The 25,801-nt window shown below is 68.5% G+C and carries 24 protein-coding genes; 11 read left to right on the top strand and 13 right to left on the bottom strand.

Annotation, left to right across the window (positions count from 1 at the left end):
* Nucleotides 1–100 precede the first annotated feature (100 nt).
* From EOW65_RS05530 to EOW65_RS05520, 3 genes are all read left to right on the top strand, one after another.
* Nucleotides 101–841, top strand: coding sequence for an N-formylglutamate amidohydrolase (locus tag EOW65_RS05530; RefSeq protein ID WP_128147983.1), 741 nt, complete (start codon nucleotides 101–103; stop codon nucleotides 839–841).
* Nucleotides 842–998: 157 nt separating this feature from the next.
* The gene (locus EOW65_RS20360; protein WP_128147982.1) at nucleotides 999–4,718 is read left to right on the top strand and encodes a calcium-binding protein; all 3,720 of its coding nucleotides are present in this window, start codon (nucleotides 999–1,001) and stop codon (nucleotides 4,716–4,718) included.
* A gap of 111 nt (nucleotides 4,719–4,829) precedes the next feature.
* On the top strand, nucleotides 4,830–5,267 hold the full coding sequence (locus tag EOW65_RS05520; RefSeq protein WP_128147981.1) for a hypothetical protein: 438 nt from the start codon (nucleotides 4,830–4,832) through the stop codon (nucleotides 5,265–5,267).
* A 54-nt stretch (nucleotides 5,268–5,321) separates the two neighbouring features.
* Here EOW65_RS05520 and EOW65_RS05515 read toward each other — a convergent pair whose 3' ends face one another.
* From EOW65_RS05515 to dgcN, 3 genes are all read right to left on the bottom strand, one after another.
* Nucleotides 5,322–6,182 (bottom strand): D-amino-acid transaminase, encoded by an 861-nt coding sequence (locus tag EOW65_RS05515; RefSeq protein ID WP_128147980.1) that lies wholly within the window; start codon nucleotides 6,180–6,182, stop codon nucleotides 5,322–5,324.
* Between the two features lie 13 nt (nucleotides 6,183–6,195).
* Nucleotides 6,196–7,158 carry an N-acetyl-D-Glu racemase DgcA gene (dgcA, locus tag EOW65_RS05510; protein ID WP_128147979.1) on the bottom strand — a complete coding sequence of 321 codons (963 nt, stop codon included), beginning with the start codon at nucleotides 7,156–7,158 and terminating at the stop codon, nucleotides 6,196–6,198.
* Between the two features lie 68 nt (nucleotides 7,159–7,226).
* The gene (dgcN, locus tag EOW65_RS05505; RefSeq protein WP_128147978.1) at nucleotides 7,227–8,234 is read right to left on the bottom strand and encodes an N-acetyltransferase DgcN; all 1,008 of its coding nucleotides are present in this window, start codon (nucleotides 8,232–8,234) and stop codon (nucleotides 7,227–7,229) included.
* Nucleotides 8,235–8,510: 276 nt separating this feature from the next.
* Between dgcN and EOW65_RS05500 the strand changes: the two genes are divergently transcribed.
* A complete protein-coding gene (locus EOW65_RS05500; protein WP_128147977.1) occupies nucleotides 8,511–9,467 on the top strand; it encodes an L-malyl-CoA/beta-methylmalyl-CoA lyase in 957 nt (318 codons plus the stop codon).
* 132 nt (nucleotides 9,468–9,599) lie between these two features.
* Here the strand turns inward: EOW65_RS05500 and EOW65_RS05495 are convergent, their stop codons facing one another.
* Complete coding sequence (locus EOW65_RS05495; protein WP_164880007.1) at nucleotides 9,600–10,064, bottom strand: AraC family transcriptional regulator; 465 nt, start codon at nucleotides 10,062–10,064, stop codon at nucleotides 9,600–9,602.
* Between the two features lie 140 nt (nucleotides 10,065–10,204).
* Between EOW65_RS05495 and EOW65_RS05490 the strand changes: the two genes are divergently transcribed.
* Together EOW65_RS05490 and EOW65_RS05485 are read left to right on the top strand one after the other, a co-directional pair.
* Entirely contained in the window at nucleotides 10,205–11,167 is a 963-nt protein-coding gene (locus EOW65_RS05490) for an acetyl-CoA carboxylase carboxyltransferase subunit alpha (protein ID WP_128147975.1), read from the top strand.
* Nucleotides 11,164–11,478 carry a DMT family transporter gene (locus EOW65_RS05485; RefSeq protein WP_121530236.1) on the top strand — a complete coding sequence of 105 codons (315 nt, stop codon included), beginning with the start codon at nucleotides 11,164–11,166 and terminating at the stop codon, nucleotides 11,476–11,478. Before EOW65_RS05490 ends, EOW65_RS05485 begins: the two co-directional genes overlap by 4 nt.
* A 19-nt stretch (nucleotides 11,479–11,497) precedes the next feature.
* On the opposite strand, the gene EOW65_RS05480 is transcribed toward EOW65_RS05485, so the two are convergent.
* Genes EOW65_RS05480 through EOW65_RS05470 form a run of 3 tightly spaced genes read right to left on the bottom strand, consistent with a single transcriptional unit; the run spans nucleotide 11,498 to nucleotide 13,850 of the window.
* Nucleotides 11,498–12,286: a lysophospholipid acyltransferase family protein gene (locus EOW65_RS05480; protein ID WP_240664514.1), complete on the bottom strand. Its 789-nt coding sequence runs from the start codon at nucleotides 12,284–12,286 to the stop codon at nucleotides 11,498–11,500.
* Entirely contained in the window at nucleotides 12,286–13,179 is an 894-nt protein-coding gene (locus EOW65_RS05475) for a cell division protein FtsX (protein WP_164880006.1), read from the bottom strand. Before EOW65_RS05475 ends, EOW65_RS05480 begins: the two co-directional genes overlap by 1 nt.
* Nucleotides 13,179–13,850, bottom strand: coding sequence for a cell division ATP-binding protein FtsE (locus tag EOW65_RS05470; protein WP_128147974.1), 672 nt, complete (start codon nucleotides 13,848–13,850; stop codon nucleotides 13,179–13,181). Before EOW65_RS05470 ends, EOW65_RS05475 begins: the two co-directional genes overlap by 1 nt.
* A 138-nt stretch (nucleotides 13,851–13,988) precedes the next feature.
* On the opposite strand from EOW65_RS05470, the gene EOW65_RS05465 reads away from it, so the two are divergent.
* Entirely contained in the window at nucleotides 13,989–15,089 is a 1,101-nt protein-coding gene (locus EOW65_RS05465; RefSeq protein WP_164880005.1) for a zinc-ribbon domain-containing protein, read from the top strand.
* Nucleotides 15,090–15,103: 14 nt separating this feature from the next.
* Here the strand turns inward: EOW65_RS05465 and EOW65_RS05460 are convergent, their stop codons facing one another.
* From EOW65_RS05460 to argH, 5 genes are all read right to left on the bottom strand, one after another.
* The gene (locus EOW65_RS05460) at nucleotides 15,104–17,623 is read right to left on the bottom strand and encodes a DUF4175 domain-containing protein (protein ID WP_128147972.1); all 2,520 of its coding nucleotides are present in this window, start codon (nucleotides 17,621–17,623) and stop codon (nucleotides 15,104–15,106) included.
* Nucleotides 17,624–17,652: 29 nt separating this feature from the next.
* Nucleotides 17,653–18,918 carry a diaminopimelate decarboxylase gene (lysA, locus tag EOW65_RS05455; protein WP_128147971.1) on the bottom strand — a complete coding sequence of 422 codons (1,266 nt, stop codon included), beginning with the start codon at nucleotides 18,916–18,918 and terminating at the stop codon, nucleotides 17,653–17,655.
* Nucleotides 18,919–19,007: 89 nt separating this feature from the next.
* Nucleotides 19,008–19,211: a hypothetical protein gene (locus tag EOW65_RS05450; protein WP_128147970.1), complete on the bottom strand. Its 204-nt coding sequence runs from the start codon at nucleotides 19,209–19,211 to the stop codon at nucleotides 19,008–19,010.
* The gene (locus EOW65_RS05445; protein WP_128147969.1) at nucleotides 19,208–19,360 is read right to left on the bottom strand and encodes an argininosuccinate lyase; all 153 of its coding nucleotides are present in this window, start codon (nucleotides 19,358–19,360) and stop codon (nucleotides 19,208–19,210) included. The genes EOW65_RS05450 and EOW65_RS05445 overlap by 4 nt, the downstream gene beginning before the upstream one ends.
* A gap of 10 nt (nucleotides 19,361–19,370) precedes the next feature.
* Nucleotides 19,371–20,771 carry an argininosuccinate lyase gene (argH, locus tag EOW65_RS05440; RefSeq protein ID WP_128147968.1) on the bottom strand — a complete coding sequence of 467 codons (1,401 nt, stop codon included), beginning with the start codon at nucleotides 20,769–20,771 and terminating at the stop codon, nucleotides 19,371–19,373.
* Nucleotides 20,772–20,797: 26 nt separating this feature from the next.
* Between argH and EOW65_RS05435 the strand changes: the two genes are divergently transcribed.
* A complete protein-coding gene (locus tag EOW65_RS05435; protein WP_128147967.1) occupies nucleotides 20,798–21,340 on the top strand; it encodes a TlpA family protein disulfide reductase in 543 nt (180 codons plus the stop codon).
* A gap of 22 nt (nucleotides 21,341–21,362) precedes the next feature.
* On the opposite strand, the gene EOW65_RS05430 is transcribed toward EOW65_RS05435, so the two are convergent.
* Nucleotides 21,363–22,604 (bottom strand): PAS domain-containing protein, encoded by a 1,242-nt coding sequence (locus EOW65_RS05430; RefSeq protein WP_128147966.1) that lies wholly within the window; start codon nucleotides 22,602–22,604, stop codon nucleotides 21,363–21,365.
* 165 nt (nucleotides 22,605–22,769) lie between these two features.
* Between EOW65_RS05430 and EOW65_RS05425 the strand changes: the two genes are divergently transcribed.
* The 3 genes from EOW65_RS05425 to phbB all read left to right on the top strand — a co-directional run bounded on the left by EOW65_RS05425 (nucleotide 22,770) and on the right by phbB (nucleotide 25,773).
* Nucleotides 22,770–23,615: an EAL domain-containing protein gene (locus EOW65_RS05425; protein ID WP_128147965.1), complete on the top strand. Its 846-nt coding sequence runs from the start codon at nucleotides 22,770–22,772 to the stop codon at nucleotides 23,613–23,615.
* Nucleotides 23,616–23,769: 154 nt separating this feature from the next.
* Complete coding sequence (locus tag EOW65_RS05420; protein WP_128147964.1) at nucleotides 23,770–24,945, top strand: acetyl-CoA C-acetyltransferase; 1,176 nt, start codon at nucleotides 23,770–23,772, stop codon at nucleotides 24,943–24,945.
* 105 nt (nucleotides 24,946–25,050) lie between these two features.
* The gene (gene phbB / locus EOW65_RS05415) at nucleotides 25,051–25,773 is read left to right on the top strand and encodes a beta-ketoacyl-ACP reductase (protein WP_113899215.1); all 723 of its coding nucleotides are present in this window, start codon (nucleotides 25,051–25,053) and stop codon (nucleotides 25,771–25,773) included.
* The last annotated feature ends 28 nt before the right edge of the window (nucleotides 25,774–25,801 follow it).

Below are 25,801 nucleotides of genomic sequence, written 5' to 3'. Positions count from 1 at the left end.
CGGGCCGCGCCCAGCTATGGAACAAAAACCGGCAGGGGGCAACTGGCCCTGCCCGCCCGGCTGGCGTAAACCTGTCGTGACCGAAAGAGACGACGAACACATGACGCATCCTGCCTACGAGATCATCGGCGCCGAAAGACCTGCGCGCTGGCTTGTCACCGTGGACCACGCCACGAACCGGGTGCCCGACTGGGTGAACGGCGGCGCCCTCGGCATCGCGGCCGCCGACATGGCACGCCATATCGCCTGGGACGTGGGCGCGTTCGGCCTCGGGCAGGCGCTGGCCGAGCGGCTGGATGCCGCTCTCATCCACAGCGATTTCTCGCGTCTGGTGATCGACCCGAACCGCGGCGAGGACGACCCGACGCTGGTGATGCAGCTTTACGACGGCACGATCATCCCGGCGAACCGGGCGATCTCGGATGCGACCGTCGAAGAGCGCCTCGCCCGCCTGCACCGCCCCTATCACGCGGCGCTGGAGGACCTGGCCGCGCGCCGGCCCGACACCGTGGTCTGTGCGATCCACTCCTTCACCCCGCAGCTGCGCGGCCATGCGCCGCGGCCGTGGCAGGTGGGGGTACTGTCCTCGCACAAGGACCGCCGCCTTGCCGTGCCGCTGATCGCGGCCCTCGCGGCCGAGGGGATCTGCGTGGGCGACAACGAGCCCTATGCCGGCCATCTCGACGGCGATTCGATCGACCGCCACGCGCTGGCCCCGGGCCGGCCGAACGTGCTGATCGAGCTGCGCAACGACCTGATCGCCGGGGCCGAGGGCCAGCAGGCATGGGCCGGCCGGCTTGCACCGGTGCTGAGCCGGGTGCTGGCGGAGAGCGGTCTCTGACTCCTCTCCGCCCCGCAAGGGAAACAATTCCGCAACCGGCGCGAGATTGTCCGATACGACGTTACGGCTTCACCATTTTTTTACCGTTCTTCTTGACCTCGTCCGCGATCCCGCGACATTGAAACCAATCACTGTTTTTACCTGAGGTATTTTCACCATGGATATGTTGTGGCTTTTCGCACTCTTGCCGCTCGGTCTTGCCGGGGCCGCATTCAGCGGTTTCGGGGATGATGACGACAACACCCATGACGATGCCAGCGAAGAGCACAGCGGCCAGCGCCTCACCGGCACCTCGGGTCCGGACCTGCTCACGGGCGGCGATGGCAATGACACGATCATGGGCGGCGGCGGCAATGACCGCGGTGTCTCGGAACTCGACAGCATCATCGACGGGGTCACCTCGCTCGACGACATGACCGGCGCGCTGCACGATGCCGGTGTCTTCGGCCTTGACGGTGGCGCAGGCGACGACAGCCTGAACGGCGGCACCGGCGGCGACGCGCTGATCGGCGGCGCGGGCAACGATACGCTGGCGGGCAATGTCGGCGACGACCTGCTCGCCGACGATTCGGGGCAGGACACGCTGCTGGGCGGTTCGGGCGACGACGGGCTGATCGCGCTCGACAACATGGCGGGGGCGGCCGACCTGCTCGACGGCGGCGCGGGCGACGACCTGATGCTTGGCGACGATGGCGACACGATGACCGGCGGCGACGGCGAAGACGGTTTCGGCATCGTCTGGAGCCCGGGGGACGCCCCGGTCACGATCACCGATTTCACCCGCGACGACATGATCGAGGTCGTGGTCGACGGCTTCGACCCCGCGCAGGACAGTTTCCTGATGGACAGCCTCGAGGGCGGCGTCGGGCTTTACGTCAACGAGGCGCTGGTTGGCACGCTCGAAGGCACCACGCTCGACGATCTGCATTCCAGCGACTCGATCTTCCTGACCGACTCCGCGACGGGTGACCAGTACGGGGCCGAGGCCGCCACGAAAGCGCCCGACACCCCGGACGAGACGGCGCCCGAAGAGGAGGTCACGGATCCGGCAGACCTCATCGGTCAGCACCTCACCGGCACCTCGGGTCCGGACCTGCTCACGGGCGGCGATGGCAATGACACGATCATGGGCGGCGGCGGCAATGACCGCGGTGTCTCGGAACTCGACAGCATCATCGACGGGGTCACCTCGCTCGACGACATGACCGGCGCGCTGCACGATGCCGGTGTCTTCGGCCTTGACGGTGGCGCAGGCGACGACAGCCTGAACGGCGGCACCGGCGGCGACGCGCTGATCGGCGGCGCGGGCAACGATACGCTGGCGGGCAATGTCGGCGACGACCTGCTCGCCGACGATTCGGGGCAGGACACGCTGCTGGGCGGTTCGGGCGACGACTGGCTGATCGCGCTCGACACCGTGGCGGGGGCGGCCGACCTGCTCGACGGCGGCGCGGGCGACGACCTGCTGTTTGGCGACGATGGCGACACGATGACCGGCGGCGACGGCGAAGACGGTTTCGGCATCGTCTGGGCCCCGGGCGACGCCCCGGTCACGATCACCGATTTCACCCACCACGACATGATCGAGGTCATGGTCGACGGCTTCGACCCCGCACAGGACAGCTTCCTGATGGGCAGCCTCGAGGGTGGTGGCGTCGGGCTTTACGTCAACGACGCGCTGGTCGGCACGCTCGAAGGCACCACACTCGACGAACTGCACGACAGCGATGCGATCTTCCTGACCGACTCCGCGACCGGCTATCAGTATGGGGTGGCGGACTTGGCACAGACCGCCAACGGCGCGGATGCCAGCCTCGCGGCACGAAGCCCGGACACCGCGGGCCACGTGATCCTCGGGACCAATGGCACCGACGCGCTCGAGGCCGGAAATGCCGGCGACACGCTGTCAGGTTTTGCCGGCCCCGACACGCTGACCGGCGGCGCGGGCGACGACAGCCTCTCGGGCGGCAATGGCTTCGACCTGCTCACCGGCAACGCGGGCGACGACACGCTGAGCGGCGAGATGGGCAATGACACGCTGAGCGGCGGCGACGGGCATGACAGCCTGAGTGGTGGGTCGGGCGACGATGTGCTGGCGGGCGAGGCGGGCAACGACACGCTGGTGGGCTGGGACGGCGACGACGTGCTGGTAGGCGGCGAGGGCAATGATGCGCTCGACGGCAGCCACGGCGCCGACACGCTCTCGGGCGGCGAGGGCGACGACACGCTCCTTGGCGGCGGCGAGGCCGACAGCCTTTCGGGCGACGACGGCAACGACCGGCTGAGCGGCGGCGACGGTGCCGACATGCTTTCGGGCGGCACCGGCGACGACACGCTCTTCGGCAATGCCGGCAACGACCGCATCGCGTCGGACCGATATGATCAGTGGAACAGCCGCTGGCTCGCGAGCCAGTGGCAGCTCGACCAGGCCATCAAGGACGACGATGTCTTCGGCCTGCGGGGCGGCGAAGGCAACGACAGACTGGACGGCGGCACCGGCGACGATGCGCTGATGGGCGAGGCCGGCAACGACACGCTCGCCGGCAATGTCGGCAACGACCTGCTCTTTGACAACCTTGGCGAAAACACGCTGCTGGGCGGATCGGGCAATGACACGCTGGTCAGCACTGACAACGAGGACGGCCAGCCCGACCTGCTCGACGGCGGCCGGGGCAGCGACTTTCTCATGGGCGACGACGGCGACACGATGACCGGCGGTGACGACGGCAGGCAGGACACGTTCCAGATCCTGTGGGAGCCGGGCGACACCCCGGTCACCATCACCGATTTCGCTGGCAGGGACCGGGTTGTTATCCTGTACGAGAACTTCGACCATGATGCGGGCAGCTTCTGGATGGAGCGCTCGGGCGAGTCGGACGTGACGCTGATGATCGACGGCGAGCCGGCCGCGACGCTGTCGAATGTCGATCTCGACGCGCTCGACGGCACCACCGCGATCCTCGTCAAGAACTCCTGGCATCGTGCAATTCCGCCCAGCCTGTCGCCCGATGTCCTGCGCGGCGAATACATCGTCGGGCACGAGGCCTGGGACCAGCTCTCGTCGCGCTCGATGCGCGGCGACACACTGGTCGGCCTTGGCGGCGACGACGCGCTGACCAGCCGTGCCGGCAGCGACCTGCTGTTGGGCGGCACCGGCGAGGACACGCTCACCGGCAACGACGGCGACGACACGCTTGAGGGTGCATGGGGCAACGACGTGCTCGACGGCGGCGATGGCGATGACCTGCTCCTTGGCGGCGACGGCTTCGACACGCTCCTTGGCGGCGCCGGCAACGACAACCTGAGCGGCAATGGCTGGAGCGACAGCCTGGACGGTGGCGCAGGCGATGACACGCTCTATGGCAAGTCTGGCGACGACACGCTCACCGACAGCGAAGGCCGCAACCTGCTGGTCGGGAACTGGGGCGACGACACGCTGAGCGCGCTTGATGACGTCTCGGGCGCGCCCGACACGCTGATCGGTGGCGACGACCGGGATGTGATGATCGGCGACGACGGCGACGTGATGTCGAGCGGTTCGCGGCTGAACGGCGTCGCGGTGCACGACGGTGCCGACGACCTCTTCATCGTCGACTGGAACGAGGGCGACGCGCCGGTCGAGATTCAGCTGTTCTCCTGGAGCGACGGGTCAGGATATGCTGAACAGGACGAAATCCGGATCTCGGTGCCGAACTTCGACCCCGCGCAGGACAGCTTCCAGATGGACAGCATCGAGGGCGGCGTCGGGCTGTTCGTGAACGACGCGCTGGTCGCGCGGCTTGCCGGCTGCACACTCGACACGCTGCGCGATTGCAACACGATCGTGGTCGCCGACGAGACCAGTGGCAACAGCTACGGCATCGAGATCGCCGCATAGCCAGACGGCTGACAATCCGGCGCGCGACCCGAACGGGGCTGGCGCCGGCGCGAAAGCCTTGCGCCGCGCCCACGCCGGGGGCAGGCTTTGTCAAAGCCTGCGGAGGCCCGGATGATTGTGCTGCTCCTGCTGTTCTTCGCCCTCGGCGCCACGCTTGCGCTGCTGACCTGGGCCGAGCTCTCGTCCGGCCGGCGCGACACGCCGCCGCCGTCGGCCGGCGCCCCTACCCCGGCAGGCCCTGCCCCGGCCGACGCGCCAAAGACCGGGGCGCGGGAGACGGGTCTCGCCCGGATCACGGCCGGAGCTGCCGATCCAGAGGCGGAAGACGGCCCGCCGGACGCCGCCCTGACCCACGTGCGCGGCTTCGCCCCCGGCGATCTGCTCGAGCTCGAACTCGACATCCCCGCCCCCGCCGCCGAGCAGATCCGCTTCGAGCAGGCGGGCCCGCACGCCCGGGTGCTGATCGCCGGCGCGCCGGTTCTGCTGATCGAGGACACCGAGGCCGCAAGCCTGACCCCGGCGATCTTCCGCTTCCGCAGCAATGCCTGAAACGAAAAGGCCCCGGCCGAAGCCGGGGCCCTGATCGGTGCCGTGCAGGAGGGATCAGATCGCGACCTTGCGGCTTTCCTCGATGTAGATCTCGCGCAGGCGCTTCGACACCCGGCCGGGGGTGCCGTCACCAAGGCTGACGCCATCCACTTCGACGATCGGCATCACGAAGGCCGAGGCCGAGGTATAGAAGGCCTCGTCCGCCGCCTGCGCCTCTTCGATGGTGAAGGGGCGTTCCTCGATCTCCAGTTGCGCCTCGCGCGCCATCTTCAGCACCGAGCCGCGGGTGATCCCGTGCAGGATGTCATTCGACAGGTTGCGGGTGATGATCTTGTTGCCCTTGACGATGTAGCAGTTGTTCGACGAGCCCTCGGTGACGAAGCCGTCCTCGACGAACCACGCGTCATCCTTGCCGGCCTTCTCGGCCATCATCTTCGCCATCGAGGCCCAAAGCAGCTGCACGGTCTTGATGTCGCGGCGGTGCCAGCGCAGGTCGGGCACCGAGATCACCTTGATGCCGGTCAGCGCGTGCGGGTCGTTCGCCAGGCCCGGCTTCGACTGGGTGTAGAGCACCACGGTCGCGGGCGTGCCGGCCGGCGGGAAGTGGAAGTCGCGATCGCCCGCGTTGCCGCGCGTCACCTGCAGGTAGACGCCGCCATCGGTCAGCCCATTCAGCTCGATCAGCTTGCGGTGGATCGCCAGCCATTCCTCGCGGCTGATGTCGCAGGTCATCTCCAGCTCGCGCAGCGAGCGCTCGAGGCGCGCCATGTGGCCTTCGAACTCGGTCAGCTTGCCATCGAGGACGCAGGTCACCTCGTAGACGGCGTCGCCCATGACGAAACCACGGTCGAAGATTGAGACCATGGCCTCTTCCTCGGGCAGATACTGGCCATTCAGATAGACGGTGCGGCTCATGCAGATCTCCTTCTCAGCCCCACAGGCCCGGTTCGGGCGGGAAAACGCGGCCTGCGTCGTAACACAGCGGCGTGTCGCGGTCTTCGGCCAGAAGCAGCGGCCCGTCAAGGTCAACAACCTCCGCGCCCTGCGCAACCAGCACGGCGGGCGCCATCGCGAGGCTCGAGCCGACCATGCAGCCGACCATCACCCGATAGCCCTCGGCGCGGGCAAGGTTGCGCAGCTCGAGTGCCTCGGTCAGCCCGCCGGTCTTGTCGAGCTTGATGTTGATCATGTCGTACTTGCCCTTGAGGTGGGCAAGGCTCGCCCGGTCATGGCAGCTTTCGTCGGCACAGACCGGCACTGGGCGGGTGAGACCGATCAGCGCCTCGTCGGCAGCCGCCGGCAGCGGCTGTTCGACCAGCGCCACGCCAAGGCGCACGAGATGCGGCGCCAGATCGGCATAGACCTCGGCACTCCAGCCCTCGTTCGCGTCGACGATGATCGTCGAGGCGGGCGCCCCCGCCCGCACGGCTTCCAGCCGCGGCATGTCATCGGGCGTGCCGAGCTTGATCTTCAGAAGCGGCCGCGCGGCATTCCTTGCCGCCGCCGCCTGCATCCGCTCGGGCGTATCGAGCGAAAGGGTGTAGGCGGTGGTCAGCGGCCCGGGCGCGGCGAGGCCCGCAAGCTCCCACACCCGCTTGCCTGCGGCCTTCGCCTCGAGATCCCACAGCGCGCAGTCGACGGCATTGCGCGCGGCCCCCGGCGGCAGCGCCTCTTGCAGCCCGGCGCGGGTGATCGCGGCCGGAAGCCCCTCGATCTGCGCGGTCACCGTCTCGAGGCTTTCGCCATAGCGCGCATAGGGCACGCATTCGCCCCAGCCGGTCAGGCCGCCCCGCTCGATCCGCACCGTCAGCACCTTCGCCTCGGTGCGGCTGCCGCGCGAGATGGTGAAAACCTCGGCCAGGCGGAACACGTCCGCGGTCACGGAAATCATCCCGTTCCCCCCTTTTCTTGGCAAAAATAGTCCCGCCGAGGGCATCCCCCCCGGCGGGCATCACCGTCTCAGATCGCGGCAAGCGCGTCCACGAGCTTTTCCGCACCGAAGCGGAAGGGATCGGTGGCGGGCAGGCCCATCTCGGCCTCGAGCCTGGCGAGATAGGCCTTCGCCTCGTCCTCGGCCATGTGCTGGGTGTTGACCGAGATGCCCGCGACCACGCAGGCCGGGTTCGCCACGCGGGCGAGCGTCAGCGCCACGTCGCGCAGCGCCTCGAGCGAGGGCAGCGTGTAGCCCGGCAGACCGCGCATATGGGGCCGCGTCGGCTCGTGGCACAGCACCAGCGCGTCAGGCTGACCGCCATGCACCAGCGCCATCGTCACGCCGGAATAGCTGACGTGGAACAGGCTCCCCTGCCCCTCGATCAGGTCCCAATGGTCGGCGTCATTGTCGGGGGTCAGGTATTCGACCGAGCCCGCCATGAAATCGGCGATCACCGCATCGAGCGGCACGCCGTCGCCGGTGATGAGAATCCCGGTCTGGCCGGTGGCGCGGAAATCGGCCGCCATGCCGCGGGCGCGCATCTCCTTCTCGATGCAGAGCGCGGTGTACATCTTGCCGACCGAGCAGTCGGTGCCGACGGCGAGCATGCGCTTGCCCGTGCGCTTCACGCCATTCGCGATCGGATAGGCGACCGAGGGCACGCGCACGTCATGCAGCGTGCGGCCGCAGGCCTGCGCCACGGCGACAAGCTCGGGCTCGTCGCGCAGCAGGTTGTGCAGGCCCGAAGCCAGATCGAAGCCCTCTTCCAGCGCCGCGACCAGCACCTTCTTCCAGGCGGGCGAGATGACGCCGCCGCGGTTCGCCACGCCGATCACCAGCGTCTTGCAGCCGGCGGCCTTCGCCGTCGCGAGGTTCATGTCCGGCAGGCCCATGTCGGCCTTGCAGCCCTCCATCCGATACTGGCCCACGGCGAATTCCGGACGCCAGTCCTTGATGCCCTGCGCCACCTTGGCAGCCAGCTGGTCGGGCGCATCGCCCAGGAAAAGAAGATAGGGGGTCTCGATCTGCGCCATGGTGTCCTCGGCCGTGCTGATGGGGTGTTTGGCGAAAGATTACCGCGACCGCACCGGATTTCCTGAGAAACATGCGCCGCGATCGCACAGGACATCGAAGAATCTTCGACACTTTCGGAGATTTGTCGAAGAAAGATGCAAGTTTTCTTTCCGCCATGAAATTCATCACCACGAAGGGCGCGCGATTCTGCGATTGCGAAACAAGGCTTGCATGCAGATGCGCAAGATTATATCCCAGCAGCAACAAAACTCGTAACATACTTGCCGAGAGGTGCCATGAGCTTCCGCGTCCAGCCGCCTGCCCCCGCCCGTCCCAACCGCTGCCAGCTTTTCGGGCCCGGCTCGCGCCCGGCGATCTTCGAGAAGATGGCCGCCTCGGCCGCGGACGTGATCAACCTCGACCTCGAGGATTCGGTCGCCCCCGACGACAAGGCGCAGGCACGGCGCAACATCATCGCCGCCTCGCATGACATCGACTGGGGCACCAAGTACCTGTCGGTGCGGATCAACGGCCTCGACACCCCCTATTGGTATCGCGACGTGGTCGAGCTGCTGGAAGAGGGCTCCGAGCGCATCGACCAGATCATGATCCCGAAGGTGGGCTGCGCCGCCGACGTCTATGCCGTCGACGCGCTGGTCACCGCGATCGAGGCCGCGAAGGGCCGCAAGAAGCGGATCTCGCTCGAGGTCATCATCGAGACCGCCGCCGGCATCGCCCATGTCGAGGAAATCGCCGCCTCGAGCCCGCGCCTGCAGGCGATGAGCCTTGGCGCCGCCGACTTCGCCGCCTCGATGGGGATGGCCACGACCGGCATCGGCGGCACGCAGGAAAACTACTACATGATCCGCGAGGGCGCGAAATACTGGTCGGACCCGTGGCACTGGGCGCAGGCTGCGATCGTCGCCGCCTGCCGCACCCATGGCATCCTGCCGGTCGACGGCCCGTTCGGCGATTTCTCGGACGACGAGGGCTTCCGCGCGCAGGCGCTGCGCTCGGCCACGCTCGGCATGGTCGGCAAATGGGCGATCCACCCGAAGCAGGTCGCGCTTGCGAACGAGGTCTTCACCCCGTCCGAAGCGGCAGTCACCGAAGCGCGCGAAATCCTCGCCGCGATGGAGAAAGCCAAGGCCGAAGGCGCCGGGGCGACCGTCTACAAGGGCCGTCTTGTCGATATTGCTTCGATCCGACAGGCAGAAGTTATTGTCAGACAGGCCGAAATGATGAAAGCTTGAGCACTGTGAAAACGATTCGCCGACGCGAATCGGTCTGGATCCCGGAGCGGTGGGGAGGGGAGGCCCCGCCTGCATGAGGGAAACAGGGGCGCCCCGATCCCCGGATCGGGGCGTTTTCCTTTTCCGGCTCTCTCAGACCAGCGGCAGCCGCACCTCGGTCAGCAGCTCGGCCGGCGGCGTGTCGCGCGGATCGTTCAGATAGACCTCGTAGGGCGCGGGGCCGGCCGCCATCTCACCCGAGGCGGCAAGCCAGTCCTCGATGAACCCGCGCCCGGCCTCGGGCAGCTGATCGCAGGGGCCGCGCAGCAGCATGACCGCGTATCGTCCCGCAGGATAACGGATTTCCTCAAACGGCGGGCGCAGCGCGAAGGCCTCGGTGACCAGCACGCAGGCATGGGCACGCAGGTCGGCCTCGGCGGTGCGGCGCGGATTGTCATGGCCCACGGCCGCCGCGCGACGCACCTGCGCCCAGTCTCCGGGGCCGAGCAATTCCCGCAGCCGCTCGAAGCTGCTGCCCAGCTTGCGATAGTCGCCGCGGTGCAGCACCCCCGCCAGCCGCGCCGCGCCAAGTTCCCGAACCGAAATCTCGTAGCCCATCGGATCCGCTCCTTCACCCGTGCCGGATCCTCCCCGCTCCAGCATGCCACCGCCCGCGCGCTCCGTCACCTTCCCGCGGCGTCAGTTGCAATTCCCGTGCCGCGCCGGCATATAGTCGGCAGCACTGACGGAGGGTTTCGATGGCCACCTATCTCGAGTTCGAAAAGCCGCTCGCGGAAATCGAGGGCAAGGCGGAGGAGCTGCGGGCACTGGCGCGCGCCAACGAGGAGATGGATGTCGAGAAAGAGGCCGCCGCGCTCGACAAGAAGGCGGCGCAGCTGCTCAAGGACCTCTACAAGGACCTGAGCCCCTGGCGGAAGACCCAGGTCGCGCGCCACCCCGACCGGCCGCATTGCAAGGATTACATCGAGGCCCTGTTCACCGAATACACGCCCCTCGCCGGCGACCGGAACTTCGCCGACGATCACGCGGTGATGGGCGGGCTTGCCCGCTTCAACGACGCGCCGGTGATGGTGATCGGCCACGAGAAGGGCCATGACACCGCAAGCCGGATCGAGCGCAACTTCGGCATGGCCCGCCCCGAGGGCTATCGCAAGGCGATCCGCCTGATGGACATGGCCGACCGCTTCCGGCTGCCGGTCATCACCCTCGTCGACACTCCCGGCGCCTATCCGGGCAAGGGCGCGGAAGAGCGCGGCCAGGCCGAGGCGATCGCCCGCTCGACCGAGAAATGCCTGCAGATCGGCGTGCCGCTGGTCTCGGTCATCATCGGCGAGGGCGGTTCGGGCGGCGCGGTGGCCTTTGCCACGGCGAACCGGATCGCGATGCTCGAGCATTCCGTCTATTCGGTGATCTCGCCGGAAGGCTGCGCCTCGATCCTGTGGAAGGATGCCGAGAAGATGCGCGAGGCCGCCGAGGCGCTGCGCCTGACCGCGCAGGACCTGAAGAAGCTTGCGGTGATCGACCGGATCATCAAGGAGCCGCTCGGCGGGGCACAGCGCGACCGCGCCGCAGCCATCGCCGCGGTCGGCTCGGAAATCGCGCTGATGCTCGACGAGATGAAGGGCAAGAAGCCGGCCGAGCTGATCAAGGACCGCCGCAAGAAGTTCCTCGACATGGGCTCGAAGGGGCTCGCTGCGTGAACCCCTGGATCACCCTTGCCATCGCCGGCCTGCTCGAGGTGGTCTGGGCGGTCGGGCTGAAATATTCCGAGGGCTTCACCCGGCTGGTGCCCTCGGTGGTCACCGTGGTGACGGTGGTCATCAGCTTCCTGATGCTGGCGAATGCGATGCGCGCGCTGCCGGTGGGCACCGCCTATGCGGTCTGGAGCGGTATCGGCGCGCTTGGCACGATGATCTATGCAGCGATGTTCTTCACCGAACCGCTGAACCTGATGCACGGGCTGGGCGTGGTGCTGATCGTCGCCGGCATCGCCGCGCTGAAGATCGCCTGAGCCGTCCGGATCCGGCGCCTCAGCGCCGTCCCGCGTCCTTTGCGACGAACCCCGCCTCGGCCATCAGCGCGTCCGACGTGCCCTCGACCTCGGCCTCGATGCGCTCCATCAGCGGGTGCAGCGCCATCCCCGGCGCGATTGCCGGCAGGTATTCGACGACGCCCACGCCCGAGCGGATCGGGAAGCCGCGCTTCGACCAGAACAGCCCGACATTCGTCGCCACCGGCACCACCGACAGCCCCGTCGCCTCGTAGAGCGCGCCGATGCCCGGCTTGTAGCGCCGCTTCTCGCCCGGCTTCACCCGCGTCCCCTCGGGATAGACGATGAGCTGGCCGAGCCCCTCGCCCTGCTGCCGCGCCGTCACTTCCGCCAGCATCACCTTCATCGCCTCCGATCCCTTCGAGCGGTCGATCGGGATGCAGCCCGCCTTCCAGGCGAACCAGCCCATGATCGGCACGCGCAGGATCTGCTTCTTCATGATGAAGGCACGCTCGGGCGCGTGGCGGGCGATGATCAGGATGTCGAAGAAGCTCTGATGCTTGGCGCCGATGATGCAGTCGCCCACGGGCGGTTGCCCGCGGATCTCGTAGCTCAGGCCGAGGTCGACCTTCGCTGCCCACAAGAGCGCATGGCTCCAGACCGAGGCGACGCGGTGCACGCCGCTGCGGCCATACCACGGCACCTGGAAGATCAGCCCCCAGAGGCCGAGAACCAGCGTCACCAGCGCGATGTGAATGTAGAAGAAGACCGAGCGCAGATAGGTGAACCAAGTCACCTTGCCCGGGCGCATCTTGTCTGCCGGCACCATCAGCGCACCTCCTTCAGCATGCGGAAGGCCGCGTGGCGGGTCGCGCCAAAGGCCACAAGGGCTGCCAGCGGCGGGATGAACAGCGGCCAGAGCCAGCCCCAGCCGGTGAAGCCCAGCCCGGTGAGGAAGCCGCCGGCCTCGTCCGTGGCGGGCAGCAGCGCGATGGCGATCATCGCGACCACGGTGCCCGCGGCGGCGCCGCTCAGCCCGCGCAGGGTGAAGCGGCGCACGAAGGCCTGGGCAATGAAGGCGTCGCGCGCGCCGACCAGCCGGAGCGTGCGGATCACCTGCCCGTTCGCGGCAAGCGCCGCCTGCGCGGCAAGGGTGATCATCCCCGCCATCGCCCCGCCGATCAGGATCATCGAGAGCCACCCCAGGAAGCGCAGCCGCCCCGCCGCCGAGACCAGCGGCCGGCGCCAGCGGGTGTGGTCATCGAGCACCGCGCCGGGCGCCTCGGCCGCAAGCCGCAGCCGCAGCCCCTCGGTGTCCATGCCCTGCGCGGTCTCGGTCAGCTCGACCAGCTTCGGCAGCGGCAGGCTGTCGACCGGCAGGTCGGGCCCGAACCACGGATCGAGCAGCTTCTTCATCTCGGCGTCGTCGAGGGCGCGATAGCTCTCGACCCCGGGCGTCGTCGACAGCGCGTCGAGCACCGCCTTGGTCTGTGCCTCCATCTGCTCGGGCGGGGCCGAGATCCGGATCGTGGCCGAGCGCGCCAGCGCCTCGGACCAGCGATCGGCGAGCCGGCCGGAGGCGAGCGACAGCGCCAGCGCGAAGACGGCGAGGAAGGCCATCGCCGCCGAGGTCAGCACGGTCAGGTTGGCCGTGTGCCCCGAGGGCGGCACGACGCGGTCGGTGGCGCTCATGTCGGCGCGGAACATTGTCAGTCGCATCATCACAGATCCGCCCCCGCCAGATGCAGCCGCCGGTTCGCGATCCGCAGCACCCGGGCCGAGACCTGCGCCTTCGCCTGCCGGATCAGGTTCAGGTCATGGGTGGCGATCACCACGGTCTTGCCCATCCGGTTCAGCTCGACCAGCAGCGACAGCAGCCGCAGCGACATTTCCCAGTCGAGGTTGCCCGTCGGCTCGTCGGCGATGATCACCTCGGGCGACATCATCACCGCACGGGCCAGCGCCGCCCTCTGACGCTCGCCGCCCGAGAGTTGCGGCGGCAGCGCGCCCGCCTGTGCGCGCAGCCCGACCCAGGTCAGCAGCTCGCGCAGCTCGGCGCCGTCGACCGAGCGGCCGGCCACGGTCAGCGGCAGAGCGACGTTCTCGGCCACCGGCAGGTGGTCGAGGAACTGACAGTCCTGATGCACGACACCGATCTTCTGCCGGACATGGGCGATGTCGTCGCGCGTCATCGTGCGCACGTCCTGCCCGAACAGGTTCAGATAGCCGGCCGTGGGCAGCATCTCGGCGTAGCACAGCTTGAGAAAGCTGGTCTTGCCCGCCCCGGATGGCCCGGTGAGAAAATGGAACGATCCGGGCACCAGCTTCAACGTCATCTCGGCGACGAGCTCGCTCCCGCCGTAGCCCATGGCGACATTTTGCAGCTCGATCACTGCACGGCCCCTTCATCTGGTGGCACCCGGGACGGAATTGTCCTCGGAACGCAAACCCTTGGATATTGGTCAGGCGCTTGCTACAACATATGCAGAAGAATTGCCAGAATGGCTTGTGACAGCGGGATGGGAGCGGGCATGCGGCTGATCTGCCCGAATTGCGGCGCACAATATGAGGTCGACGACGCGGTGATCCCGGAAGCCGGGCGCGACGTTCAATGCTCCGCCTGCGGGCGGTTGTGGTTCCAAAAGAGCCACACCATGCTCGAGGCCGAAGAGGGCGAGCTGCGCGAACCGCTGGCGGCGCCGGAGGGGTGGGACATTCCCGGGGCTGACGCCCCCGGTAAACCCGCCCTGCCGGAACCGGCCGGCGCGGCAGAGCCCGCCGCCGCGATGCCCGAGGCCGAGGACCCCGACGACGCGGCGCTCGCCCGCGCCCTCGCGGGGATCGCCGCCGACGAGGCCGCACCGGCAGAAGAGGCGGTGGGGAATGCCGCCGCCGCGACAGAGCCCGAACCGGAGGGGCCCGAACCGGAGCCCGCCGCCGTTCCGGCCCCGGCCCCAGCCCCAGCCGCCGCGGCACCGCCGCAGCGCCGCACGCTCGACGACAGCCTGCTGGCGATCCTGCGCGAGGAGGCCGAGCGCGAGGCCCGCGCCCGCCGCGCCGAGGGCACGGCCGCGCCCTTCGAGACGCAGGAAGAGATGAACCTCGAGCCGCCGCCCGCCGCCGCGGCCAGCCGTGCCGCCGCGAAGCTCGCCGGCATCGCGGCCGCCCCCACGGCCCAGCAGGTGCCGGATTTCAGCGACCTCTCCGTCCCCGACGCCGCCGAGACCGAGACCCGAGCCGAGACCGACGAGGAACGCTTCGCTGACCTGAACGAGCGCGAGGATACCACGCCCGGCGGCGCCCCGCGCGGCCGCGGCCGGCTGCCGGACATCGAGCAGATCAACTCGACCCTGCGGGCGAGCGCCGACCGGGCCGGCGAGGCCGCGGCGCATGACACGCCGCAGGTCCTGGCCCGGCAGCGCTCGGGCTTCCGGCTTGGCTTCACGCTGGTGATGGGGCTCGCCGCGGTCCTTGCCGCGCTTTACGGCTTTGCCCCCCGGCTCGGCGCCGCAGTGCCGCCGCTAGCCTCCGCGCTCGACACCTATGTCGGCGCGGTGAACGACGGGCGGGTCTGGCTCGATGGTCAGCTGCGCGGCGTGATCGAGACCTTGCAGCCGCACACCGGGGGCTGACCCCGCCCGACCACTCAGAAGCGGTCGAGCAGCCGTTTCAGATAGTCGCGCTCGTCCTCGGGCCGCAGCCGTTCGCCCGAGCGGCGGCGGATCTCGTCGAGCAGATCCTGCGCGCGCCGGCGCACGTCCTCGCCCGAGAGCAGGTCCTGATTGCTGGTGATCCGCCCGCCCTCGCCCGTCGTCCGGCCGAGCGGGTCGCGCGGCAGCTCACGGGCGCCGTTGCCACCCGTTGCATCGCCCATCCGCTGTTCGCCCTCGGCGCCCTGCCCCGGCGTGCCGCGGCCCTGCTCCTCGGCCATCGCCTGACCGAGGTTGCGCATGCCCTCGCGCAGCGCCTCGATCGCGTCGGCCTGCCGGTCGAGTGCGGCGCCATTCTCGCCCTGCCGCAGCGCCTGCTCGGCGCGGTCCATCGACCGCCCCGCCTCTTCGAGGCGCTGGCGCGCGGCATCGCCCGCCTCGCCGCCAAGCCGCGGCATCAGCCCGCGCTGCCGGTCAAGCTCGCGGCGCAGCGCGCGTTGCCGGTCGGCGAGGCTCTGCCCGCCATCCTGAGCTCCCTGCCCATCGGGCCCGGCCTCGTTGCCCGTGCCGTCCTGCCCCGCGCCCGGCGGCTGCTGCATCTGCCGGAAGGCATCGTCCGACAGCTTCTGCTGCTCGCGCAGGGTCTCGCTCAGGTCCTTCATCGACTGGCTGCCCGGGCCGTCGCCCTGCCCGCCCTGGCCCTGCGTGACCTTCAGGTTCTGCATCATCCGGGCGAGCTGATCGAGCAGCTCCTGCGCCTCGGCCATGCGCCCCTCTTCCATCAGCTTCTGGATCGCGTCCATCATCTGCTGGATCTGGTCGCCGGTGATCTGCTGGCTCGGCCCCTGCTGGCCGAATTGTGGGCCCTGCTCCTTCTGCGCGTCGCGCTCGGCCAGCATCTTCAGGTAATTGTCGGTCGCCTCCTTCAGCTCCTGCATCAGCTTGGCGATCTCGTCCTTCGAGGCGCCGTTGCGCATCGCCTCGCTCAGCCTCTGCTGCGCCTGCTCCATCGCGGCCAGCGCATCCGACAGCCCGCCATCCTCGAGCAGCTCCGCCATCTGCCACAGCATCGCCGCGACCTCGTCGCGCACTTCGGGCGTCAGCCCCGGCACCTCGACCCGGCGCGCAGCCAGCCGCAGCGTCGGCGCCATGTCCGCCTTCGGGAACAGCCCCTCGGGGCGGTTGGTGATCGCGCGCAGGATCTCGGCGGTGCGCGGGCCGTTCTCGCGCGACCACAGCAGATCGCGCCGCGCCTCGATCAGCGCCGCCGCCCGCGGGTCGAAGAAGCGCCGGCCGGGCAGCACCAGATGCTGCACCCCGGTGTCGCCCATCTGCCCGCGGCCATCCGTCACCGACAGGCTCAGCGTCACCGGCAGGTTCGCCCAGGGATGCTCGGCCGCATCCTCGACCAGCGCCTCGGAGAAATCGGCGCGCGAGCCCGAGATCGGCATCGGCAGGTCATAGACCAGATCCGGCCGCGGTTCGGGCGCGACGCTCAGCCCATAGCGGCGGTCGAGCGCGGGAAGGTCGAGGGTGATCCGCGCCTCGCCGGCGGTCACGGCGTAATCGTCGAGCGCATGGAAGGGCTGCGACAGCTTGCCATCGGCGCGCCGCTCCGCCTGCCCCACCAGCACCACCGAGGGCGCCTCGTCGGGCAAAAGCGTGACGATGAAATCGCGCCCGCCGGTGCCGCCCAGGTGGATGCGCCCCGAGCGCACCGCCTCGAAATCGCGGCGCTGCGGATCGGCGGCGGGATCGGGCGCGGCGGCGGGGTTCGAGACGCTTTCCTCGAAGGGCACCGGCGCGCCGTAGAAGCGGAAGGAGAACCGCGTGCCCTCGGGCAGCGTCACCGCGTCATGCTCGAGCTTGTTGAGGTAGAGCCCGGGCTTGCCGGTATAGCGCGGCGGCTCGGCCCAGCCTTCCCAGCTCGGCCCCATCGCCGCCTCGGCACCGCCCGGGGTGCCGGGGCGGGCGCCGGGCTCGAAGAGTGCCAGCGGCACGCCGAAGATCAGCGCCATCACCGCGGCGCTCAGCGCCGCGATGCGCAGCGCGAAAGGATCGCGGGGGGCAAGGTCGGGCGCGGGCGGCACCGGGCGGGCGCCCGCCGCAGCGCGTGCGCTGCGGTCGAGATGCGCCTGCCACAGCGCGGCGCTGGCCGGGTCGGTCTGGCCAAGCGCCATCGCATCGGTGAGCGCAGTGAGCGGTCGGCCCGGCAGCGTCGCGTCAAGCCGGGCGATCGCCTCGGCCCGTGTCGGCCAGCGAAAGCGCCACAGGCCCGCCCCGAGCGCGGCGATCAGCGCAAGGCCAAAGATCCCCGCCGCGATGCGCCCGCCACCGGGCGGCAGCAGCGCGGGCAGGCAGAAGGCGAGCGCGGCAAAGGCCAGTGCCAGCAGCGACAGCGCCGGCCAGAACGCCCGCAGACCCCGCTCCAGCGCCAGCCCCGCCCGGGTCAGCGCGATCGGACGGGCCAGCGCCGCGATCGGCGCTGTGGGGGCGGAACGGGGGCGTCGCTGCATCTTGCCTTTCCGGCCCCGGGCAGACGTGCCTAGAGCCACTCGGGGATGCTATCGCGGGCGAGCATTTCCTCAAAGCTCGGACGCGCACGAATGACAGCGAAGTGATCCCCCTGCACCAGCACCTCGGGGATCAGCGGCCGCGAATTGTATTCCGAGGCCATCACCGCGCCATAGGCCCCGGCCGAGCGGAAAGCGATCAGATCGCCGGGCGCGAGCGGCGTCAGCGCGCGGGCGCGGGCGAAGGTGTCGCCGGTCTCGCACACCGGGCCGACGACGTCGAAGGGGGTCGCGGGGGTGCCGGGCGCGGGCTCGACCACCGGCACGATGTCGTGCCAGGCGCCATACATCGAGGGCCGCACGAGGTCGTTCATCGCGGCGTCGACGATCAGGAACTTGCGCCCCTCGCCTTCCTTCACATAGATCACGTCCGAGACGAGCAGCCCGGCATTGCCCGAGATCAGCCGGCCCGGCTCGATCTCGATCTCGCAGCCGAGATCGCCGAGCACGTCCTTGATGACGCCGACATATTCAACCGGCAGCGGCGGCGCCTCGTTCGAGCGGGTGTAGGGGATGCCGAGGCCGCCACCAAGGTCAAGGCGGCGGATGTCGTGGCCGTCCGCACGCAGTTCGAGCGTCAGCTCGCGCACCTTGCGGAAGGCCGCCTCGAACGGGCCGAGCTCGGTCAGCTGGCTGCCGATATGCACGTCGACACCGATCACGTCGAGGCCCGGCAGGCTGGCCGCCAGAGCATAGACCGCACGCGCCTTGGCGATCGGGATGCCGAACTTGTTCTCCGACTTGCCGGTGGCGATCTTCTCGTGGGTATGGGCGTCGACATCGGGGTTCACCCGCAGCGCGACCGGCGCGGTGACGCCAAGCCCGGCGGCGATTTCGGAGATCGCCAGCAGTTCGGGCTCGCTCTCGACGTTGAACTGGCGGATGCCGCCGGTCAGCGCGAGCCGGATCTCGTCGCGGGTCTTGCCGACCCCCGAAAAGACGATGCGGCTGCCCGGCACGCCCGCGGCCTTGGCCCGGCGATACTCGCCGCCCGAGACCACATCCATGCCCGCGCCCAGATCGCCCAGCAGCTTCAGCACCGCAAGGTTCGAGTTCGACTTGATCGCGAAGCAGACGAGATGCGGCGTGTCGCCGAGCGCCTCGTCGAAGAGGCGGAAGTGCCGCGTCAGCGTCGCGGCGGAATAGACGTAGAAGGGCGTGCCGACCGCCGCGGCGATCTCGGGGATCGCGACATCCTCGGCGTGCAGCACCCCGTTGCGGTAGAGAAAATGGTCCATTGCGCCCTCGTTCCGGTTTTGCCCCGTTTAGCGCGAAGCGTCCGACGGGAAAAGCGGACTATTGTGTTGGAGACAGGACGACCCGGGCCTCAGAACCCCGCGCCGATACCGATCGGCCCCAGATGGGTGCCGACGAAGCCGCCGCCGGTGCTGTTCACGCCCACGCGGACCGGACCGAGACCGCCCGAGACCGCGCCGCGCGTCTGCCCGTCGGGGCCGACACGGACCCCGGCACGCGGCGCGCAGCCGGCAAGCAGCGCCGCGAGCAACAGACCCGCGGCACGCGCCGTCACAGCTGCCCCACGACGCCGGCGCTGACCTCGCCGCTCACTGTCACACCGGTCACCGGCACGGCCGGCCCGCCCTTCGGCGGGGTCGGCGGACCGTCGACACCGCAGCCGACAAGACCCGCCAGCATCGTCACAAGCACGAAAGCCTTCATCGCGGCCTCCTCAGCCAAGCACCTGCTTCCAGCGTGCGATCTGCGCGCGGACCTGATCGGGCGCGGTGCCACCGTAAGATTGTCGCGAAGCGACCGAGTTGTGAACCCCGAGTACGCGGAAGATGTCCTCGGTGATCGCCGGGTTGACCGACTGCATCTCGGCAAGGCTCAGATCGGGCAGATCGACGCCCTTCTTCTCGGCCATCGCGACGAGCGTGCCGGTGACGTGATGCGCCTCGCGGAAGGGCAGCCCCGCCTCGCGCACCAGCCAGTCGGCGAGGTCCGTCGCGGTCGAGAAGCCGTTCGAGGCGGCAGCCTCCAGCTTGTCGCGGTTCACCGTGAGGTCGGAGATCATCCCGGTCATCGCGGCCAGCGCCAGCATCAGCGTGTCGGCGGCGTCGAAGACCTGTTCCTTGTCTTCCTGCATGTCCTTCGAATAGGCAAGCGGCAGCCCCTTCATCACGGTGAAGAGCGCAACGGTCGCGCCGAGGATGCGGCCGATCTTCGCGCGGATCAGTTCCGCCGCATCGGGGTTGCGTTTCTGCGGCATGATCGACGAGCCGGTCGACCACTTGTCTGACATTGCGACGAAACGGAACTGGGCCGAGGACCAGATCACCAACTCTTCGGCGAGGCGGCTCAGATGCACCGCGCAGATCGAGGAGGCCGAGAGGAATTCGAGCGCGAAGTCGCGATCCGACACGGCATCGAGGCTGTTCGCCATCGGCCGGTCGAAGCCGAGCGCCTCGGCGGTCATCTGGCGGTCGATCGGGAAGCCGGTGCCGGCCAGCGCCGCCGCGCCGAGCGGGCTTTCGTTCATCCGCTTGCGCGCATCGGCAAAGCGGCTCCGGTCGCGTGCGATCATCTCGACATAGGCCATCATGTGATGGCCGAAGGTCACCGGCTGCGCCGTCTGAAGATGGGTGAAACCGGGCATCACCCAGTCGGCATGCGCCTCGGCCTGGGTCAGCAGCGCGCGCATCAGCGCCTCGAGTGCCGTGCCCGCCGCGTCACATTGATCGCGCACCCAGAGGCGGAAATCGGTCGCCACCTGATCGTTGCGGCTCCGCGCGGTGTGCAGACGCCCGGCCGGTTCGCCGATGATCTCCTTCAGCCGCGCCTCGACATTCATGTGAATGTCCTCGAGCGCGGTCGAGAACGGGAAATCCCCGGCCTCGATCTCTGACAAGACCGTGAGCAGGCCTTCCCGGATCGCCGCCGCATCGCTATCGGTAAGGATGCCCTGCGCCGCCAGCATCGCGGCATGGGCCCGGCTGCCGCGGATGTCCTGGGCGTAAAGTCGCTTGTCGAACCCGATCGAGGCGTTGATCGCCTCCATGATCGCGTCCGGGCCGGCGGCGAAACGCCCGCCCCACATCGCGTTCGAGGATTTTTCCGTGCTGTCGGTCATCGGTCGGCCCTTTGTCAGGAGGCATCATGCTGCGGTTGTTCGTCCTTTATACGGCCCTGAGCCTCACTGCAAATGCCGCCGCGGCAGCCGACCTCGGCGCATTGAAATCGGGCGACATGCGAAAGCTTGTCGTCTACGAGCAGCCGCTCGCCACGCCGGAGCTGCCCTTCGTCGACGAGACCGGGGCCGAGCATCGCCTGACCGAGTTCCGCGGCAAGGTCGTGCTGCTGAACCTCTGGGCCACCTGGTGCGCGCCCTGCCGGGTGGAAATGCCCGGACTCGACGCGCTGCAGGGCGAGCTTGGCGGCGCGGATTTCCAGGTGGTGACGCTGGCCACCGGCCGCAACCCGCAACCGAAGATCGCGAAGTTCTTCGAGGAGGCCGGGGTGACCCGGCTGCCCCGCTTCCAGGATGAGAGACAGACGCTGTCGCGCGCCATGGGGGTGATGGGGCTGCCGGTGAGCGTGCTGATCGACCGCGACGGCCACGAGGTCGCGCGGCTGATCGGCGAGGCGGACTGGAACGGGCCCGCCGCGCGCGCGGTGATCGGGGCGCTGATCGCCGACTAGGGCGACGCGCGCCGGCCGCCTCTCAGACGACGGTGGCCGCGCTGCTGCGCAGATAGCGGTCCATCGCGAGACCGACATTCTCCGACAGCCGCATGATCGTCTCCAGCCGCCCCTTGATCTCGGCATGGAAGGCATCGAGCTGGTCGATGGTGGCGGCCAGTCCGCCATTCGCGTCGCGCATCCGCCCGCATTCGACCCGGCCAAGCACCCGGATCGTGTCGAGCCCGAGCATGTGGCGGCGCACCTCGGCGCTGGCGCGGTTCAGCGTGGCGGAATGTTCGACCGCGTGCAGCATTGCCTCGCGCCCGTCGCGGGCGCAGTCCCGCTCGAGGCCAAGCAGCAGGGCGCGCTCGACCTCCCAGTCGATGCCCGGAACCGGCGCCGCCGCGAGGAAGCTCGCGTTCATCTCGCCCAGCAGCCGGCCACAGCCGAGCAGGAACAGCGCCTTCGCCACATCGCGCGAGACCCGGTCGATCAGGCTGTCGCGGGCGCCCGCAAAGCCGTGCAACCGCACGGAAATCGCCTGCGAGGAGATCTTGTAATTCTCCGAGATCGCCGAGATCGGCCCGCCGGTCGGCTCCATCCGCGAGGCAACGATGCGCATGTTGTTCGGAATCGACTGCAGCGCATCGAAGCTGCGCAGCAGCCGCCCCTGCTCGCGCGTGGTTTCCTCGAGCGCCTCATTCATCTCGGTCAGCACCCGGGTGCGCGCATCCGCAGCGCGTTCAAGCCGCGCATCCCGTGCCGCCAGCTCCTGCCCGAGCGCAGAGGCCATGAAGCTCGTGTAGCTGGAGAACCCCTGTGCCTGCGCGACGTCATGCAGCCAGCGCGCCGAGGCCTCGGGGTCGAGCCCGTCGCGCTCGCGCGCAATGAGATCGTCATAGATCTCGCGGATGCGGGTGAACAGCGGCGCGGTGGGCTTCAGCCGCACCGAGAGGAACCCGCCGGCAATCGGCAACATCACCGCGAAGACCCAGTAATACTGCCCGGATTTCGCGCGGTTCTTCACATAGGCGGCCATCGGGTTGCCCTTGCCGAGCGCCTCCCACAGGGTCCGGAACACCCCCCGCGGCGTGTCCGGGTGGCGCACCAGCCGGTGCGGCGCACCAAGCAGCTCCGCCCAGTCATAGCCCGACACCCGCCGGAAGATCTCATTTCCCGCGAGGATCACCCCGCGGGGATCGGTGCGCGAGTAGAACAGCTCGGAGATGGCGAAGGGAACCTCGCCCGACGGACTGCGCGCGATCTCTGCCTGACTGGCCATGTGCCCCCCCGCTTGACATGCGCCGTCACAGTAGCCGCAGCGCCTTACCGAAGGGTTTACGGCGCCGAAAACCCTTTCTTTACCATAGGGAAAGATTTTTCCGCACCTTTACGCGTTGTTAGCAAGCGGCGCCGAAGCTGGCGGGGTCCGCAATGGGAGTCGAAGATGTCGAAACGCGAATTGCCGCCTCAGGAGCCGCTCGAGCCCGCGCTCACGAGCCCGCTCGACTTCGCGATCGCCCAGCGGGACCGCGACGTGATCGACATGGTGCGCCACGCAATCGAACGGCGCGACGTGATCCTTGCCTTCCAGCCGATCGTGCGCACCGCAAGCCCTGAACGCCCAGCCTTCTACGAGGGGCTGATCCGCGTGCTCGACGAGACCGGGCGGATCATCCCCGCCAAGGATTTCATCGAGACGGTCGAACGCACCGAACTGGGCCGCCGGCTCGACTGCCTCGCCCTCGAAATGGGGCTCGCCTCGCTCGCCGAGGACCGGCACCTGCGGCTGGCGATCAACATGTCGGCGCGCTCGATCGGCTATCCGGACTGGATGAAGACCCTGAACAAGGGGCTCGCGCTTGACGACACCGCGGCCGAACGGCTGATTCTCGAGATCACCGAGAGCTCGGCGATGAGCATGCCCGAGATCGTCAGCGTCTTCATGCGCGACCTGCAGGCCCGTGGCGTCAGCTTCGCGCTTGACGATTTCGGCGCGGGCTACACCTCGTTTCGCTACCTGCGCGAGTTCTACTTCGACATCCTGAAGATCGACGGCCAGTTCATCACCGGCATCGCCGAGAATGCCGACAATCAGGTGCTGACCGCCGCGCTGATCTCGATCGCGCAGCATTTCGACATGTTCACCGTGGCCGAGGCGGTCGAGAATGCCGCTGACGCCGCCTTCCTCACCACGCTCGGCATCGACTGCATGCAGGGCTACTATTTCGGCGCGCCGACGGTGATGCCGCCCTGGAAGGTGCCGGAATCGGCGAAGGTGAAGCGCGCCTAGCGGAGCTGCAAAATTTGCGCAGAATACGAAAGAAAATTGCGCAACTGTTTGCGCCAACGTTGGAAATCTCCTTGACCTGCCCCCCGCATGGGGCATGCTGCAGACCGGAAAGGGGCAGCCATCCATGCCCCCGGATCCTGTGAGGAGAGAATCCATGACCAATGTCGTGATCGTCTCGGCGGCGCGCACCGCCGTCGGCAGCTTCAACGGCTCTTTCGCCAACGTTCCGGCCCATGATCTGGGCGCCACCGTGCTCGAGGCCGTCGTCGCCCGCGCCGGCATCGAGAAGGGCGAAGTGTCGGAAACCATCCTCGGCCAGGTGCTGACCGCCGGTCAGGGCCAGAACCCGGCCCGCCAGGCGCACATCAAGGCCGGCCTGCCGATCGAATCGGCGGCCTGGGGCATCAACCAGGTCTGCGGTTCGGGCCTGCGTTCGGTCGCGCTGGCGGCCCAGCACATCCTGTGCGGCGACGCCGAGATCGTCATCGCCGGCGGCCAGGAAAGCATGTCGCTCAGCCCTCACGCCGCGCATCTGCGCGCCGGCCAGAAGATGGGCGACATGAAATTCGTCGATACGATGATCAAGGACGGGTTGTGGGACGCCTTCAACGGCTATCACATGGGCCAGACCGCCGAGAACGTCGCCGCGCAGTGGCAGATCACCCGCGAGATGCAGGATGAATTCGCCCTCGCTTCGCAGAACAAGGCCGAGGCGGCGCAGACCGCGGGCAGGTTCAAGGACGAGATCATCCCCTTCACGGTGAAGACCCGCAAGGGCGAGATCATCGTCGATGCCGATGAATACATCCGCCACGGCGCCACGCTCGAATCGATGCAGAAGCTGAAGCCCGCCTTCATCAAGGACGGCACCGTCACCGCCGGCAATGCCTCGGGCCTCAACGACGGCGCCGCTGCCGTGCTGCTGATGTCGGAAGCCGAGGCCGAAAAGCGCGGCCTGACCCCGCTCGCGCGCATCGCCTCTTGGGCGACCGCCGGCGTCGATCCCTCGATCATGGGCTGCGGCCCGATCCCCTCGTCGCGCAAGGCGCTGGCCAAGGCCGGCTGGAGCGCGGCCGACCTCGACCTGATCGAGGCGAACGAGGCCTTCGCCGCCCAGGCCTGTGCGGTCAACAAGGACATGGGCTGGGATCTGTCGAAGGTGAACGTGAACGGCGGCGCCATCGCCATCGGCCACCCGATCGGCGCCTCGGGCTGCCGCATCCTGAACACCCTGCTGTTCGAGATGAAGCGCTCGGGTGCGAAGAAGGGCCTCGCCACGCTGTGCATCGGCGGCGGCATGGGCGTCGCGATGTGCATCGAGGGGCTGTGACGCACCAGCGAGCCAGTTTTTGAAAATTCTGCGCGCAACAATGTTGCGCGCAAGCTTCTTCTTGAGTAACAGCGTTTCAAAGGCATTTGATCCAGAGGAGGAGTCATGTCCAGAGTTGCACTTGTTACCGGGGGATCGCGCGGCATTGGTGCCGCGATTTCGGTCGCCCTGAAGAACGCGGGCTACACCGTTGCGGCGAACTATGCCGGCAATGACGAGGCCGCGGCGAAGTTCAGCGCCGAAACCGGCATCAAGACCTACAAATGGTCGGTCGCCGAATATGATGCCTGTGTCGAGGGCATCGCCAGGGTTGAGGCCGATCTCGGCCCGGTCGACGTGCTGGTGAACAACGCGGGCATCACCCGCGACGCCCCCTTCCACAAGATGACGCGCGAGCAGTGGAAAGAGGTGATGGACACCAACCTGTCCGGCCTGTTCAACATGACCCATCCGCTCTGGCCCGGCATGCGCGAGCGCAAGTTCGGCCGGGTGATCTCGATCTCGTCGATCAACGGGCAGAAGGGGCAGTTCGGTCAGGCCAACTACTCGGCGGCGAAGGCGGGCGACATCGGCTTCACCAAGGCGCTGGCGCAGGAAGGCGCTCGTTCGGGCATCACCGTCAACGTGATCTGCCCGGGCTACATCGCCACCGAGATGGTGATGGCGGTGCCGGAAAAGGTGCGCGAATCGATCATTTCGACGATCCCGGTCGGCCGTCTGGGCGAGCCCGAGGACATCGCGCGCTGCGTCGTCTTCCTCGCCTCGGACGAGGCCGGTTTCATCACCGGCTCGACGCTGACCGCGAACGGCGGCCAGTATCTGACCTGATTTGCCCTTGGCAAAACGGCAAGAGGCC

Origin of the sequence: Paenirhodobacter ferrireducens (genome assembly GCF_004022265.1) — a bacterium.
Lineage (GTDB): Bacteria > Pseudomonadota > Alphaproteobacteria > Rhodobacterales > Rhodobacteraceae > Rhodobacter > Rhodobacter ferrireducens.
This window is presented reverse-complemented; position numbering and strand designations above follow the sequence as displayed.

Coding starts and splice junctions, on each gene's coding strand:
- lysA (WP_128147971.1), bottom strand. CDS start 18,918: ATGGACCATTTTCTCTACCGCAACGGGGTGCTGCACGCCGAGGATGTC.
- EOW65_RS05520 (WP_128147981.1), top strand. CDS start 4,830: ATGATTGTGCTGCTCCTGCTGTTCTTCGCCCTCGGCGCCACGCTTGCG.
- EOW65_RS05430 (WP_128147966.1), bottom strand. CDS start 22,604: ATGGCCAGTCAGGCAGAGATCGCGCGCAGTCCGTCGGGCGAGGTTCCC.
- EOW65_RS05475 (WP_164880006.1), bottom strand. CDS start 13,179: ATGATGCGACTGACAATGTTCCGCGCCGACATGAGCGCCACCGACCGC.
- dgcA (WP_128147979.1), bottom strand. CDS start 7,158: ATGATTTCCGTGACCGCGGACGTGTTCCGCCTGGCCGAGGTTTTCACC.
- argH (WP_128147968.1), bottom strand. CDS start 20,771: ATGACCGACAGCACGGAAAAATCCTCGAACGCGATGTGGGGCGGGCGT.
- dgcN (WP_128147978.1), bottom strand. CDS start 8,234: ATGGCGCAGATCGAGACCCCCTATCTTCTTTTCCTGGGCGATGCGCCC.
- EOW65_RS05465 (WP_164880005.1), top strand. CDS start 13,989: ATGCGGCTGATCTGCCCGAATTGCGGCGCACAATATGAGGTCGACGAC.
- EOW65_RS05420 (WP_128147964.1), top strand. CDS start 23,770: ATGACCAATGTCGTGATCGTCTCGGCGGCGCGCACCGCCGTCGGCAGC.
- EOW65_RS05500 (WP_128147977.1), top strand. CDS start 8,511: ATGAGCTTCCGCGTCCAGCCGCCTGCCCCCGCCCGTCCCAACCGCTGC.
- EOW65_RS05425 (WP_128147965.1), top strand. CDS start 22,770: ATGTCGAAACGCGAATTGCCGCCTCAGGAGCCGCTCGAGCCCGCGCTC.
- EOW65_RS05490 (WP_128147975.1), top strand. CDS start 10,205: ATGGCCACCTATCTCGAGTTCGAAAAGCCGCTCGCGGAAATCGAGGGC.
- EOW65_RS05480 (WP_240664514.1), bottom strand. CDS start 12,286: ATGGTGCCGGCAGACAAGATGCGCCCGGGCAAGGTGACTTGGTTCACC.
- EOW65_RS05435 (WP_128147967.1), top strand. CDS start 20,798: ATGCTGCGGTTGTTCGTCCTTTATACGGCCCTGAGCCTCACTGCAAAT.
- EOW65_RS05495 (WP_164880007.1), bottom strand. CDS start 10,064: ATGGGCTACGAGATTTCGGTTCGGGAACTTGGCGCGGCGCGGCTGGCG.
- EOW65_RS05445 (WP_128147969.1), bottom strand. CDS start 19,360: ATGAAGGCTTTCGTGCTTGTGACGATGCTGGCGGGTCTTGTCGGCTGC.
- EOW65_RS05515 (WP_128147980.1), bottom strand. CDS start 6,182: ATGAGCCGCACCGTCTATCTGAATGGCCAGTATCTGCCCGAGGAAGAG.
- EOW65_RS05530 (WP_128147983.1), top strand. CDS start 101: ATGACGCATCCTGCCTACGAGATCATCGGCGCCGAAAGACCTGCGCGC.
- EOW65_RS20360 (WP_128147982.1), top strand. CDS start 999: ATGGATATGTTGTGGCTTTTCGCACTCTTGCCGCTCGGTCTTGCCGGG.
- EOW65_RS05460 (WP_128147972.1), bottom strand. CDS start 17,623: ATGCAGCGACGCCCCCGTTCCGCCCCCACAGCGCCGATCGCGGCGCTG.
- phbB (WP_113899215.1), top strand. CDS start 25,051: ATGTCCAGAGTTGCACTTGTTACCGGGGGATCGCGCGGCATTGGTGCC.